Annotated in this window: 12 protein-coding genes and 1 pseudogene; 4 read left to right on the forward strand and 9 right to left on the reverse strand. The window is 71.4% G+C overall.

Translation table 11 applies throughout. The annotated features are described in order from the left end of the window. The 7 genes and pseudogenes from AB0K21_RS21010 to AB0K21_RS21040 all read right to left on the reverse strand — a co-directional run. Nucleotides 1-288: pseudogene (locus AB0K21_RS21010) on the reverse strand (peroxidase); the annotation flags it as partial. Between the two features lie 21 nt (nt 289-309). Then, the gene (locus tag AB0K21_RS21015; RefSeq protein ID WP_364152017.1) at nt 310-906 is read right to left on the reverse strand and encodes a copper chaperone PCu(A)C; all 597 of its coding nucleotides are present in this window, start codon (nt 904-906) and stop codon (nt 310-312) included. A 249-nt stretch (nt 907-1,155) separates the two neighbouring features. After that, on the reverse strand, nt 1,156-1,713 hold the full coding sequence (locus tag AB0K21_RS21020) for an MFS transporter (protein ID WP_364152020.1): 558 nt from the start codon (nt 1,711-1,713) through the stop codon (nt 1,156-1,158). A 151-nt stretch (nt 1,714-1,864) separates the two neighbouring features. Then, nucleotides 1,865-2,950 carry an acyl-CoA dehydrogenase family protein gene (locus tag AB0K21_RS21025; RefSeq protein ID WP_364152023.1) on the reverse strand — a complete coding sequence of 362 codons (1,086 nt, stop codon included), beginning with the start codon at nt 2,948-2,950 and terminating at the stop codon, nt 1,865-1,867. 179 nt (nt 2,951-3,129) lie between these two features. Continuing rightward, nucleotides 3,130-3,480, reverse strand: coding sequence for a hypothetical protein (locus AB0K21_RS21030; RefSeq protein ID WP_364152026.1), 351 nt, complete (start codon nt 3,478-3,480; stop codon nt 3,130-3,132). Between the two features lie 170 nt (nt 3,481-3,650). Beyond that, entirely contained in the window at nt 3,651-4,199 is a 549-nt protein-coding gene (locus AB0K21_RS21035; protein ID WP_364152029.1) for a hypothetical protein, read from the reverse strand. A gap of 318 nt (nt 4,200-4,517) precedes the next feature. Further along, entirely contained in the window at nt 4,518-5,480 is a 963-nt protein-coding gene (locus AB0K21_RS21040; protein ID WP_364152032.1) for a hypothetical protein, read from the reverse strand. Between the two features lie 718 nt (nt 5,481-6,198). Here AB0K21_RS21040 and AB0K21_RS21045 point away from each other — a divergent pair. After that, complete coding sequence (locus AB0K21_RS21045; protein ID WP_364152035.1) at nt 6,199-6,402, forward strand: heavy metal-associated domain-containing protein; 204 nt, start codon at nt 6,199-6,201, stop codon at nt 6,400-6,402. Nucleotides 6,403-6,434: 32 nt separating this feature from the next. On the opposite strand, the gene AB0K21_RS21050 is transcribed toward AB0K21_RS21045, so the two are convergent. Next, nucleotides 6,435-7,643: an acyl-CoA dehydrogenase family protein gene (locus AB0K21_RS21050; RefSeq protein WP_364152038.1), complete on the reverse strand. Its 1,209-nt coding sequence runs from the start codon at nt 7,641-7,643 to the stop codon at nt 6,435-6,437. Nucleotides 7,644-7,779: 136 nt separating this feature from the next. Here AB0K21_RS21050 and AB0K21_RS21055 point away from each other — a divergent pair, with 136 nt between their 5' ends. Both AB0K21_RS21055 and AB0K21_RS21060 read left to right on the forward strand, forming a co-directional pair. Next, on the forward strand, nt 7,780-9,606 hold the full coding sequence (locus AB0K21_RS21055) for a CoA transferase (protein WP_364152041.1): 1,827 nt from the start codon (nt 7,780-7,782) through the stop codon (nt 9,604-9,606). Continuing rightward, nucleotides 9,603-11,240, forward strand: a complete 1,638-nt coding sequence (locus tag AB0K21_RS21060) for a class I adenylate-forming enzyme family protein (protein ID WP_364152044.1) — start codon at nt 9,603-9,605, stop codon at nt 11,238-11,240. The genes AB0K21_RS21055 and AB0K21_RS21060 overlap by 4 nt, the downstream gene beginning before the upstream one ends. Nucleotides 11,241-11,285: 45 nt before the next feature. On the opposite strand, the gene AB0K21_RS21065 is transcribed toward AB0K21_RS21060, so the two are convergent. After that, nucleotides 11,286-11,885, reverse strand: coding sequence for a sigma-70 family RNA polymerase sigma factor (locus tag AB0K21_RS21065; RefSeq protein WP_364152047.1), 600 nt, complete (start codon nt 11,883-11,885; stop codon nt 11,286-11,288). Nucleotides 11,886-12,157: 272 nt separating this feature from the next. On the opposite strand from AB0K21_RS21065, the gene AB0K21_RS21070 reads away from it, so the two are divergent. Continuing rightward, the gene (locus tag AB0K21_RS21070) at nt 12,158-13,348 is read left to right on the forward strand and encodes an MFS transporter (RefSeq protein ID WP_364152050.1); all 1,191 of its coding nucleotides are present in this window, start codon (nt 12,158-12,160) and stop codon (nt 13,346-13,348) included. Nucleotides 13,349-13,373 lie beyond the last annotated feature (25 nt).

The raw sequence follows: 13,373 nt of genomic DNA on the forward strand, positions 1-13,373 counted from the left end.
GTCGTCGGTGAGCAGCCGCATCATCCGCCCCAGCGCCTCGCGGTCGGTGCCCGGCAGCAGGTCAAGGCCGACGAACACCCCGTACGCCTGTGGCACGGTCGCGATCCCCGCCTGGTGGACCCCGTCGAAGGGTTCCACCGCGGAACCGCCGGAGGCGGGGACGGCCGGGGCCGGCCGGGGGGTGGCCGGGGAGGCGGCCTGGTCGGGAGCGCACGCGGCGAGGGCGCCGGCCGCGGTGGCGGCGCCTCCCGCGAGCAGTCCCCTACGGCTGATTCGGGGGTTTGGCATGGGTTTCACTCCGTTTTTCGCTCAGCCGTGGCTCTCGCCGGTGTCCATCCCCTTGTCATCCTTGTCGGCTTTGTCCCCTTCCGTGTCCATTCCGGGCTGGTACTCTTCCTGGCCTCCGGCGAAGTCCTTGCCGACCGCGGTGAACTCCACGGTCTTGCCGTCCTTGAGGTTGAGGGTGAAGGGGATCTGCGCGCCGGGCTTCACCGCTTCGGTGACGCCCATCAGCATGATGTGGTCGCCGCCCGGCTGGAGCTGGTGGGTGCCCCTCGCGGGGATCACGATCCCGCCCTCCTTAGGCCTCATGATCATCTTTCCCTTGGAGTCGACGACCTCGTGCAGCTCGATCATCGGCGAGATCGGCGAGGTGGCGGAGAGGACCGTCACCTCGGCGTCGGTGTTGTTGACCAGGGTGCCGAAGGCGGCGCTCATCCCCTTCTTGGCGGTCTTCACCCACGGATCGGTGATCGTCAACGCGGGAGCGGCGGAAGAGGGTGTCGCGGAGGGCACGACCGGACTCGGCGCCGCGACCGGCACCGTGGCGGCCTGGGAACCGCACCCGGACAAGGTCAGTGCCGCCGCGACGAGGATCGCGGCAGGGGTGATACGACGAGCGAACATGCTTGATGCCTTTCTTCGGGCCGAGCCGGGCAGGCCTCGGCGAAACGCCGTCTCGATACGGTCATGCCGGACGGGCAGCGGGATATCGTCACGCGAATTCGGTCCGCCGGGCAGCCGGAGAGCCGCGCCGACACGTGTTGGTCGCGGGGTCGGGCTCGGGCCGGACCGCCACCGTGGCGACGGCTCGGAGCCGCGCGGGCCCGCGCGGGCGGGCTTGGGAATGGGTGATGGCCCGGGTGACCTGGGAGGTCAGCCGGAGGTGGCGGTGACGATCCAGGGAGGACCACGCCGGCTGACGGCGTGGCGCAACACGGCGGGGCGGAGCACGCCCGGCTCGATCGTGCCTGCGCTGAGAAGGGAAACGTACGCCGGGGTCACGAGCATGACGAGCACGCGGCACAGCCGCACGCCCAGCCGACGGAGCAGCGCCCACAGCACCGCCTCGCCACGCGCCAACCACAGTGCGGTCAGCCCCACGGCCCACCCGTGCCCCACCAGCATGCCCAGACCGGGCAGCAACCCCGAGTGGACATGCCCGATCATCTCGGCCGGGGACGCAACGTGGGAGAGGGAGAACAGCACATGCAGCCCGGCCTGCACACCCGCCAGCAGCGGCAGGATCACCACGAGCGTGCGCTCGCGCCCCGACACCGCGAGGCCCACGCCGAAGGCGAGGGCCAGGGCGGTGGCCGAGACCGGCGCGGAGACCGAACCACCCGCGAGGAGGTGCGCCAGCACGCCCAGCCCCAGGCAGACCGCGGCGAAGGTGGCAGCGCGGGCGAGGCGGAAGGGCAAAGTCGCGGGCATGGTGCGGTAATCATCCCATGCCGCCAGGGCCGTCTCTAGCACTGAGGCCCGCCGAGGCCACGAAACGATCGGCAGTGGCCCCATGAATCCTCGCCGAGGGAAGAAAACATTGATCATTTTGGGGAATGTCGGCTCCGCAGGTTCGTAAAGGTCATCCGAGAAGCTGGGAGACCGTCGCGAGATGCGATTCCTCCGGAGCCCCGGGAAGACAGGCCGGGCGGCCGGTGGCCGGCATCTGCGACGGTGGGGCACCGCAATCCAGCGCGGAATGAATCTGAGCTGCGCCGCGGGTGACCTGCTGGAGCATGCGGGCGGTGGCGACCTTGGCCAATCCGGTCTCCAGCCGAGTGTCCAGGCCCGCCTCCATCCGGGCGACGGCCTCGAACACCACCGGCCGGGTGGTCCGAATCGCCAGGAACATGTCGAATACCTGCCCGTGAACCTGGAAGAGATCGAGCCGGCCTCGTGTCTTCCCGGATCCCGAACGGACGCGCTCGCACATGCGCATCAGAGCCTGTTCGGCTCTGCCCAGCCCATGTAAACAGTGCAGCAGCGTCGCCAGCCGCGAGCGCTGGGTCAGCACACGCCGACCTTTACCGGGCCGTCCGATCAGGTGGTCGGCGGGGACGGTGACACCGTCCAGGATGAGCGTGCGCCACCTGTCCGCGGTCGCTTCCCGCAGCCTCCCGGCGGCCCCAATGGCAGGTGCCGCGGCGGGTAGAAGAAACAGCGACGTCCCCTGATGGTCCGGCTGCGGGCCGTCGATCCCGGCCGGCACCAGTATCAGGTCGGCGTCCGTGGCGAGCCATGCCCTGCCATACAGTTCCCAGGAGCCGTCGCTTGCTCGTACCGCGCGCGGCGCATGGGGTTCGGGGTCGTTCGTGACATTGCGTCGGTCGTGTGCGTCGCATACGCGCAGCCGGCCGTCGATGATCCCGTCCAGGTAGTGATCGAGTACGGCGGGCGCCGCGTGCTCGCCCAGCGTTGTCACATCCGGCAGGGTCACCGATCCCAGCGTGGCCGGTCCGTGCTCGCTCGCGCCCTCCGCCTCGGCTAGGTGGGCGTACTCCGTGAACAGGAGCCCGCCGCCGCCCAGTTCGGCGGGGAGCGGCAGTCCCCACAGCCCAGCGGCCTTGGCCTCGGCCGCCAGGTGGTCCGATGCCGCTCTGGCTGAAGAACCACCTCCGTTCAGTCTCTCCTCGTGCGGCACGACCTGGGCGCGGACGAACTCGCTCACGCGGTCGCGCAGAGAGACGACCCCGGGCGGGCATATGGGTTCTCCCCAGAGGTTGTCAGGTGGTTCGGCGGTGTTCTCTTTGGTGAAGCGGTATGTCATTTCAGCTCCGATGTGATGAACGACCATGCCGGGCCCCACGACGGCCTGCCGTGGAACCGCTCTAAAACATGCCGGTCGGGTCACCGGGTGTTGTCGGGCCGTTCCCGGCGCAGGGTCAGCAGGAACATGGCCAGACTGATGAGCGCGATCGTGCTGAACCCGACCAGCAGCAACGCCGACGCGCCCGAGGTGCTCTCCCGGTCGTCGATCGTGGCAGCGGGGCCGGCGGAGGCGGTCAGCGAGGGCACCACCTGGCCTGTCGAGCCGGTCGGGGGAGTGGTCGGTGGGGCGGACGCGGTAGCACTCGGCGCAGGCGAGCCGTTGCCGGTGAGGCCATGTGCCGGTGTGGCGGGCGCGGAGAACAGGATGAACGGCGAGCAAAACAGGGCGATCAGGGCGCCCTTGACGACAGGTGGTGGCAGGACTGCCATGACGAACTCCAGGAGAGACCCGGCTGCGGTTGACACCGCGGGGCGCGGGTATGCGGACGCGGCCCCGCATGGGCGTGCGTCTGGTCACAGAGGCGTGCCGGCGACCCGGAACTCTTCGGGACCTCTCGGTCCGCGCGTCGGCGCGGATCACCCTGGAGCGTGCGCGTCGGTCAGCCGGCGGGTCGCGAGGCCGGGGGCCCTCGTCGACGCGGGACCGGGGCGGTCTCCCAGCCTCCGCGGGGGTGCTCATCGGCCGCCGGTATGACCTGCCAGAACCGCGGGACCTTGGCGGGGAGGACGAACAGCGGCCGGATCACCGGCATGGGCATGCCATGCAGGCGGATCATCAGCCACAGCGCGCTCTCACCGCGGTGCAACCACCAGCCGGTCAGCAGTGCCACAGTCAGATGCGCCAGGATCATGCCCAGACCCACGTGGTGGTGCTCGGCAGAGGCCGCCGGGACCGGTACGGCCCGGGAGAACACCTCGTGCAACAGGATCTGGCTGGTGGCGGTGGCCGTCAGGACGACTCCCAGCCCCCGCTCGCGGGCATTGAGCGCGTAGGCCAGGGCGAAGGCGAACGCCATACCCGCCAGGGCCAGGTGCGGGGGCACGAGGCCACCGCCCGCCAGGGCATGGCCGCCGCCGGTGACCGCGATGCACAACGTCGCGAAGACGAGGGCTCGCGGCACGCGCAGCGCCGACACCGTGGAGGTCATGGCCCACATCCTGACAGCTCCGGGTGCCGCCCCTGTTCCCGGCCCCGCCACGGGCCCGGGCGGCACCTTTGAGGTCCTCGTGCTGGAAGTCGTTTGTAACGATCTCCACGGTCTGCGCTGTGGTGTTGCTCATGGTGTCCTGCTCCTCAGGGCAGAGGAGGGACGAGGTGCTGGAGCGGACGGTTCCCCGCCAGTCGGCGGCCGCCGGTTTACGGGCTGGACCTATCGACCGGTGAGGTCATTGCCGAGAACAGTGATCTGTGGTCGCCCACGGCTGCCGGTGGATCGTGTGTTCGCCGCGCATGTGCGCCTCAGCGGTCAGGTGTGCTGATGCCTGGGGATGGAGTTGGGCAATTCGGTGGCGGGCGGGGTGGTGCCGCTGCGCCAGGGCTGTCCGATCCGCACCAGCGGGGAGGGGGAGTTGGGGGACTTCATCAGGGCTTTCTTCACGGGAAAGCAGTAGTGGGCGTACGAGGTGAGAATGTGCCTGCTGCCGATGTCGAAGCAGCGCCTGCCGTCGCCGGGGTGGGTGGGCAGCGTGGCGGTGGAGAAGAACAGGTAGCCGTTGTAGAGGCCGGCGGTGGCGAATACGTCGATGCGCCCGTAGTGCCCCGCCTCCACGCCGAAGTCTGAGGAGGTGGAGCCGGTTCTGCTCCAGGTGGTGGTGTTGGTGCGGCTGTGGGAGTACTCGGTGCTGACCGATCCGCCGAGCGGGCCGAGGTTGAAACCGGCGCTGCCGCCGATGGCCCATCCTTCGGTGACGCTCTCAGAGTGCTCCAGGGTATGGCTGACGGTATAGGTGATCGTGGTCGGGCCCAGGGCGCTGTCGGTGGACAGTTGCCAGGGGTAGGGCTTGTCCAGGCATCCTCCGAAGGAGGTGGCGGCCGGGTAGCGGCGGATGAGCTCAGGGATGCGGTCGTAGATGTACTTGCACAGCTCGTGGGTGTCGTACCGGTCGATATAGGCGATGTTGTCGTGGTTGGTCGCGGTGAAGCAGATGTTGCACAGTTGGCGCAAGTCCTGCCAGCGGGCCGAGCACCAGGAGATGTCCGCCAGGGAGGTCGTCTTCCAGTCCGCTCCCCGGGCCAGGCCTGAGGAGGAGGCCGTGCCGGGGATGTCGTAGCCGGGGTCGCGTCCCATTCCCGGCGCGGGCAGCGCCGACTCCCCGTGCGGGGGCGGGCTTTGCGGGGGGAGTGTCCGGTGGGTGTGCTCGGGAGGCGCCGTACGGTACTCGGGGCTTTCATGGGCGAGGACCGCGTCCTCGTCGCTCATCACTTCCATCTGATGTTCCATGTGCTGTCCCATCTTCCGTGGCCGTGATTACGATCGAATGTTAAAACTCGGTAGGTGATCTCAAAGGTGATGGAACCCTCGCTTTCCGAGCCCAGCCCATGCGCCGACGCGAACCTGGGTGTCGATAAGGCTGCTGTCACCGGGGACATGCGAGCGCATCAGCCCTGATCATTGATGTCCTTGTGGGTTTTTTCTATGGATTCCGAGAGGTGTGAGGTCGTGCGTGGCCAGTATTGGCCCGCTCTCGGGGGTTTATCTGCGGCAGCTGGATAGCCGTCAGCCCGATGAGAGCCGGATGCGACGTGGCGCGTGCCATCGATGAACTCGTGGCCTGCGCGCTGGTCTGTTCCCTGGCCCCGGCCGTGGCCACTATGGTTCCGGCACCCGACGTTTCTCCCGGCCCTTTCAAGCCACGGCAGGCCCCGGGAACCGGCCGGCGCGTCAGGTCTCGTCGAGCCTGTCGGATCAGCCGCGAAACTCGTGGGAACTTCTCCGGGCGCGTATCCGACTCATGAGATGAGAGACCGCGTGGCGATGACCGCGCGGCCCTTCGGCGGTTCCGGATCCTGATGCCACCCTTCCCGGGGCCGGAAAGAGGATCGAACCCGGCCGTCTGATCAGCCGTACCTCAGGGTGATGTCCGTTCGGCGGTTTGTTGCTATGCCGGACTGATGGGCACTGTCACTCCTGATCGATTGAGAGAGTCATGGGCGCGAACACGTACGTGGTGCAGGGCATGAACTGTGAGAACTGTGTCGCCTCGCTGACCAGGAAGGCATATGACGTGCCAGGAGTGACCGAGGTCGCGATCGATCTGCCCACCGGCAGGATGGATGTGACCTGGAATAACGCTGTCGACGATGCCGCGGTTCGCGACGTCGTCGAGCGGGCCGGATTCCAGATTGCCTGACGCGCACTCATGACGCCTTCCACGAACGAGGTTCACCCGAGAATTCGGCGGGCCACCGCGCTGACGTGCAGTTCGTCGGGGCCGTCGAGAAGACGGGCCATCCGGCCGGTACGGAACAGGGCGGGCAGCGGGGTGCCGGGGCCCAGCCCGGCCGCCCCGTGGACCTGGATGGCCGCGTCGGTGACCTGTTGCAGCATCCGGGCGGTGGCCACCTTCGCCAGGCCGGTCTCGACCCTGGCGTCCAGCCCCGCCTCCACCAGGGCCACGGCCTCGAACACCAGCGGGCGGGTGGTCCTGATCGCGAGCAGGGCGTCGAAGACGAGCGCTTGGACGAGTTGAAGGTCGGCGAGTCGTCCCGAGGCCGTCGGTCGTGAGCGGGCTCGCTCGCGCATGAGGGTGAAGGCGCGTTCGGCCTGGCCGAGCCAGCGCAGGCAGCGCAGCAGGCGGCCGAGCCGCACCCGTTCGGCGACCACGCGCAGCCCCCGCCCGGGCTCCCCGAGGAGATGGCCGGGTGGGACGGTGACCGCGTCCAAGGTGATCTCCCATTGGCCGCCCACGCCGAGGATCGGCAGTTCACGGATTACCCGGAAGCCGGGTGTGGAGGTGGGCACGAGCAGCAGGGACAGGCCGGTCGTGGAGGGTGGGGCGCCGGAGGTGCGGGCGAGCACGGCGGCCAGGTCCGCGTCGCCCGCGCCGGTGACGAACCATTTGCGTCCGTGGACCGTCCAGGAGCCGTCGGGCTCTTGTACGGCCCGGGTGGCGGTGAGGCAGGGCTCTGAGCCGGGCGCGTCCGGCTCGGTCATCGCGTTGCACATGGTCAGCCGCCCGCTCGCCACCCGGGACAGGTAGAGATCGCGTACGGCGGGCTCGGCGTGTCCGGTCAGGGTCGTCACGTCCAGCAGCGCGGTGGAACCGAGCACGCCCGGACCGTGATCGCTCGCACCCTCGGCCTCCGCCACGTGCGCGTACTCCGTCAGTGACAGGCCCGCGCCGCCCAGCTCTACCGGCAGCGGCAGTCCCCACAGCCCTTCGGCGCGTGCCCGGTGCCTGAGCCGGGCGAGGAGTTCGCGTGCGGGCGCGCCGCCGGAATCCAGTTCCCTCTCATGTGGCATGACCTGCTCGCGGACGAATCCGGCCACCCGCTCGCGCAGCGCGAGCACCTGCGGCGGGCAGGTGGGCGCCCCCCAGGTGTCCCCGGCGGACAGTTCAGTGCCGGTCGTGGTGACGGCCTGCTGTGACATTCCAACTCCAGACATGTCGGGAACTGATTGAAAAATTCATCCGACTTCCTGCTGTGGAACAGGTCGCGTAGATGCGCCGCCGAGTTCCCGTTCGCGTCAGGCACGACTCGCGGTCACCCCGCGGGAGAGGAGAGCCATGGCACACCCCGTCACCGTCGCAGCGGCGCACCCGCTCGACGGCCTCGGCCTGCGGGCGGTGGGGCCACCTGCCCTCACCGCCGTCGCCGCCCGCCATCTGGTTCTGCTGGGCGCCGCCGACCTCGGATCGGCCGCCTCGGACGGCCCCGGGATCGTGTCGCTCAGCGGTGCGGGCGGGCGCCCGCTCACCGCCGAAATCGTCTGGGCCGACCTCGCCCCGGAGGACGAGGTGAGCGACGAGGCCACCGCGCAGGCCGCGACCGGGGTCGCCCACGTGCACGGCCGCCGCGACGGCGAGCCGCGTGGCCTGGCCGCCGACTACCTGACGACCGCCTGCTCGGTGCTGGCCGTTCAGGGACTCCTGGCCGCGTTGATCGGCCGTGCCCGCGGCTGTGCGGCCGAGACCGTGCGAACCGGCGTGGACCTGGCCGGGTTGCTCGCCGTCGGCCAGTACCTGGCCGCCGCCACGGCCGGAGAGGAGGAGGCGGTGCCGTTCGCGCCCGGTGGGCCGCCCTTCACCACGGCCGACGGTGTGTGCTTCGAGGTCGAGACCCTCGATCCGACCGCCTGGTTGGCTTTCTGGCAGGTGTTGGGGGTGGCTGAGCGTCTCGCCGGGTCGGCGTGGAGGTCTTTCCAGTTCCGTTATGCCACGGCCTGCTGTCCGCTTCCCGAGGAACTGCACGCGCGGGCTCGCGCGGCGGACTGGGAGGACGTGCGGCACGCCGCGAAGGAGTCGGGGGCCTTGGTGTGCGCGCTGCGGTCCCTAGCCGACCGCCTGACCGAACCTCGCCCGGCGGCGCCCTGGCAGCTGTCGCCGCTTCTCCCGGTTTGCGGGCCGCTCTCGCGGGATGCAACGGCCGAGATCGCCCGCCCGCTGGCCGGGCTCACGGTCCTGGAGGCCGGGCGGCGGATCCAGGCGCCGCTGACCGCCTACCTGCTGGGCCTGCTCGGCGCGGACGTGGTACGGATCGAGCCGCCCGGCGGGGATCCGCTGCGCGGCATGCCCCCCATGTGCGGTGATCTGTCGGCCCGGTGGCTGGCGCTCAACCGGGGCAAACGCGCGGTGGAGATCGACATCAAGTCGGCCGCGGGCCGAGCCGGGCTACGCGACCTGGTCGCGGACGCGGACGTCTTCGTGCACAACTGGGCCCCGGGCACGGCCGAACGTCTCGGCCTGGACGACGGCGACCTGTCGGCGGTCAACCCCGGGCTGGTCTACGCCTACACCAGCGGCTGGGCCGGGCGGTTGGCCGACGTCCCGCTGGGAACCGACTTCATGGTCCAGGCCCGCACCGGTGTGGGCGAGGCCGTGCGGCCCGCCGGTGAGCCGGCCGCGCCGTCGCTGATGACGCTGCTCGATGTTCTCGGCGGCCTGCTCGGCGCCGAGGCGGTGCTCGCCGGGCTCCTGCTGCGCGAGCGCGACGGCCACGGGGTGCGGGTGGACTCCTCGCTGCTGGGCGCGGCCGAGGTGCTCACCGAGCCCGCGTTGCGCCGGGCCGCCGAGGGCGGCGGTCCCCGCGCTCCGCAGGGTTTTCGCCGCCCCCTGAGGACGGCGGATGGCTGGGTGGCCGTCGCCGACGGCCGAACCGGGCAGGTGCGAGCCGGGCAGGTGGGCGCGGCCTCGCTGAGCGAGGTCACCGAAATCACGGAAATCACCGAGATGACCTCGGCCGAGGCCCTCGCCTGGCTCCGGAGCCGAGGGCTGGGGGCCACCACCGTGACGACCGCCCTGGACGCCCTGCCCGCCGACCCGCGTTTCGCATCCGCCCTCACCCGTGACGAGCACGGGGCCCTGGCCGTACCCGCTCCCTGGAGGTTCGCATGACCTTGCACCTGGACGACCTGGTACCCGTCGCGCTGAGACGCCGGTGGGCCGCCGATGGCACCTGCCCGGATCTCGACCTGTACGCTCTGTTCCGCGCCCGCCGCCTGGCGACCCCGGACCAGGTCGCGGTGATCGACACGGCGGGCGAGCTCACCTACGCCGAACTGGACCGCCTGGCCCGGGCGGCGGCGGCCGGGCTGCGCGGGCTCGGCGTCTGCGAGGGCGACGTCGTCGGCGTTCAGCTGCCCAACGGCCGCGACGCGGTCGTGGCGGATCTGGCGGTGGCGGCGCTCGGCGCGGTGGCGCTGCCGTTCCCCGCGGGGCGGGGCGCGGCCGAGGCCGTCTCCCTGCTGGGCCGCTCCGGCGCACGGGCCGTCATCGCCGCCGTCGACCACCGGGGCACCGCCCACGCCCGCGAGCTGGTGGCCGCCGCCGACGGCCTGCCGGGCCTGCGGGCGGTGATCGCCGCCGGTCCGCAGGAGCCCCCGCCGGGCAGCGTCGCCTGGAGTGAGGTGCTGCGCGCCGACGGCGGCGCCTTCGTCCCGGCCAGACCCGACCCCGACGGCGCGGCCCGCATCCTGGTCTCCTCCGGATCGGAGTCAGAACCCAAGATGGTCGCCTACTCCCACAACGCGCTCGCCGGGGGGCGGGGCAACTTCATGGCCACCCTCATTCCCGGCGGGAGCACGCCGCGCTGCCTGTTTCTGATCCCGCTGGCTTCGGCCTTCGGCAGCAACGGCACCGCCGTCACCCTGGCCAGGCACGGCGGCTGCCTGGTGCTCCTGGACCATTTCTCCCCCCGAGCCGCGCTGGCCGCGATCCGTGAGCATCGACCCACCCACGTGCTGGCCGTACCGACCATGATCCGCATGATGCTCGACCAACCGGACGCCGGACCGACGCCGCCTATGACGGCTCTGGTGCTGGGTGGCGCCGAGCTGGACGCGGCCACGGCGGCCGAGGCGGGCCAGGCGTTCGGCTGCCCGGTGGTCAACCTGTACGGCTCCGCCGACGGGGTGAACTGTCACAGCGGGTTCCGCCCGGCCACGGCGGGCGATCCCGGCCCCGGTGTGGTGGTGGGCCTGCCCGACCCCCGGGTGACGGAGATCCGTATCGCCCCGCCTCCGGACGGGGAGAGGTTCGGTGAGATCATCGCGCGCGGCCCGATGACCCCGATGTGCTACGTCGGCGCGCCGGAGCTGAACCAGCGCTACCGCACGGCCGACGGCTGGGTCCGCACCGGCGACCTGGGGGTGATCGACGCCGACGGGCGGCTGCGCCTGATGGGCAGGCTCAAGCATGTCGTCATCCGCGGCGGCGCCAACATCAGCCTGGCCGAGGTGGAGCACGCCCTGGCGACTCACCCTGAGGTGCGCGAAGTGGTATGCCTGGGCGTTCCCGACCCGGTGATGGGAGAGCGGCTGGCGGCCTGCGTGGTGCCACGCCCCGGCGCTACCCCCGGCGCCCCCGACCTCGCGGGCCTCTCCTCCCACCTGCTCCAGCGGGGGCTTGAGCGGGGCAAGCACCCCGAACGGCTGCTGCTGGTGAAGGAGCTGCCGCTGACCCCGGCGGGCAAGCCCGATCGGGACGCGCTGCGCGATCTCCTGCTCGGCGGACACCGCGAATCGGCGTGAGCCCTCCCGGGCCGGAGGCGACTTCGGCCCGGGAAGGACTCTCTTTCAGGCTGCCCGGTCGGCGGCCTCCAGCGATTCGATGAGCTGGGTGCGGGCTCGCGCGACCCGGGAGCGCACCGTGCCGATCGGACAGCCGATCAACAAGGCGGCCTCGGCGTAGGGCATGCCGACGACCTGGGTGAGCACGAAGGCCTCACGCCGCTCGTGCGGCACCTTGGCCAGCAGGTCGGCCAGGGCCACCCCGTCCTCGCGTCCCGGTAGCCCGCGAGGCTGACATCGTTCGGCGGCGGCTTGCCAGTCGGCGAGATCGGCGATCCTGGGGCGGCGGGACGCCGATCGGAACCGGTCGACGACGACCCTCCGGGCGATGGACAGCAGCCAGGTCCGGGCCGACGAGCGGCCGGCGAAGCGGGGCAGGCTCCCCAGGACCCGCACGAACGTCTCCTGGGTCAGGTCCTCCGCCGACGGGGTCCCGGCCAGGTAGGCGATGAACCTGCTCACATCGGTGTAGACCGCACGGGTGAAGGCCTCGACGTCCGCGGGCGCTCCTCCGCGCGCGGCCAGTGCGAGCACCGTCAGATGCTCGTCAGAGCATGCGGGGGTGTCATGGTCGGATGCGCGGTGGTCGCGCGTGACAGAACTCATGATGATCGTTCCTTGGGTCGCGGTGCAGAACGGATACACGGTCCGGAGATGCGTGGCCCCTGACGGGCTGGTGGAGGAGACAGGGGCACAGGGGCGGGGCGGCCACAGGAGCCGGGGAGGTGGGCCGCGAGGACGCGGCGCGTGCGGCGGCCGGACGGCTTCTCGTGCGGGTCGCGTCATCGCGCCCGCTCTTGTGGGAACCTCGGCGGGCCCGCGTGCGACTGTCTGGAGCGCGGTCGTCGCGAGGACGCCGCGAGTGGAAGGAGGCCGCGATGCGGCTGGAAGGACCGGTACGCTCCGGGCGCGTCACGGCCGGGGAACGGTGGGTGACCGTCCTGCTCACCGCGGCCATGGGGGTGTCGATGCTTCAGCTCTTCCTGATCGGTGCGCTCGGCCCGCGGCTGGTCGGGGAGGCGGGTATCTCCCGTACGGCGATCGGCCTGACCACGACCGCCGGGTTCGGGGTCGCCGCGCTGTTGTCGCTCACCGCCGGTCGCTGGGTGGACCGGCTGGGCGCCCGTCGCTGCCTGGTCGCCCTGCTGCTGCTGGCCGCGGTGGCGCTGGCCCTGATCGGCGCCGCCTCGAACACGTTCGTCCTGCTGGCGGCGGTGGCCCTGGGCGGGCTGCCGCAGGCGCTGGCCAACCCCGCGACCAACAAGATCATCATGGCTGTGGTCGAACCGGCCAGGCGCGGCGCGGTCACCGGCTGGAAGCAGTCCGGGGTGCAGCTCGGCGCCTTCGCGGCGGGACTGCCGCTGGCGGCGCTCGCCGCCTGGATGGGATGGCGTGGTTCGGTGTGGACGGCCGCCGCGCTCGCCGTCCTCATCGCCTGCTGGGCCCTTCGCGCGCTGCCGCCCGACCCCGGCCTCGCGCAGGCGCCGCCCGCCCTGGACAGGCCGCGCACCCGCGTCGGCCGGCTGGCGCTGTTCTCCTTCCTGCTGGGGTGCGGGATCGCCGCGGTGAACACCTACCTCGCGCTGTTCGGGGTGGAGCGGCTGGGATTGGGGCCGGTCGTGGCGGCATGGTTGATCGCCGCGCTGGGCGTCACCGGGGTGGTGGGCCGGGTCGGGTGGTCGCGGCGGGCCGGCCGTCTGGGCCGGTCCGAAGTGCTTCTGGCCCCCCTCGCGGCGGGAGCGTGCGGGGCCGCCCTGCTGCTCGCGGCGGCCTCGTCGGCTCCCTTTCTGGTCTGGGCCGGGGCGGCGGCCGTCGGCGCTTTTGCCGTCGCGGGCAACGCGGTCACGATGGTCGCGGTGATCAAGCGTGCCGACCCTCGTAGCGCCGGTCGTGCCTCCGGGCTCGTCTCGGCGGGCTTCTTCGCCGGCTTCGCCGCCGGGCCGCCACTGTTCGCGATCCTCGTCGAGCTCATGGGGTACGGGCCGGGCTGGGTGCTGGTGGCCGCCGAGTTCGCCGCCGCTGCCGCCGTCGCGGCACCGCTGCGGTTCCGGGCCGGAGCGCGCCGATGATCTGGGCGCAGAAAGCGCTGGTGGA

Origin of the sequence: Streptosporangium sp. NPDC049248 (assembly GCF_040678965.1) — a bacterium.
In the GTDB taxonomy this organism is placed as follows: domain Bacteria; phylum Actinomycetota; class Actinomycetes; order Streptosporangiales; family Streptosporangiaceae; genus Streptosporangium; species Streptosporangium fukuiense.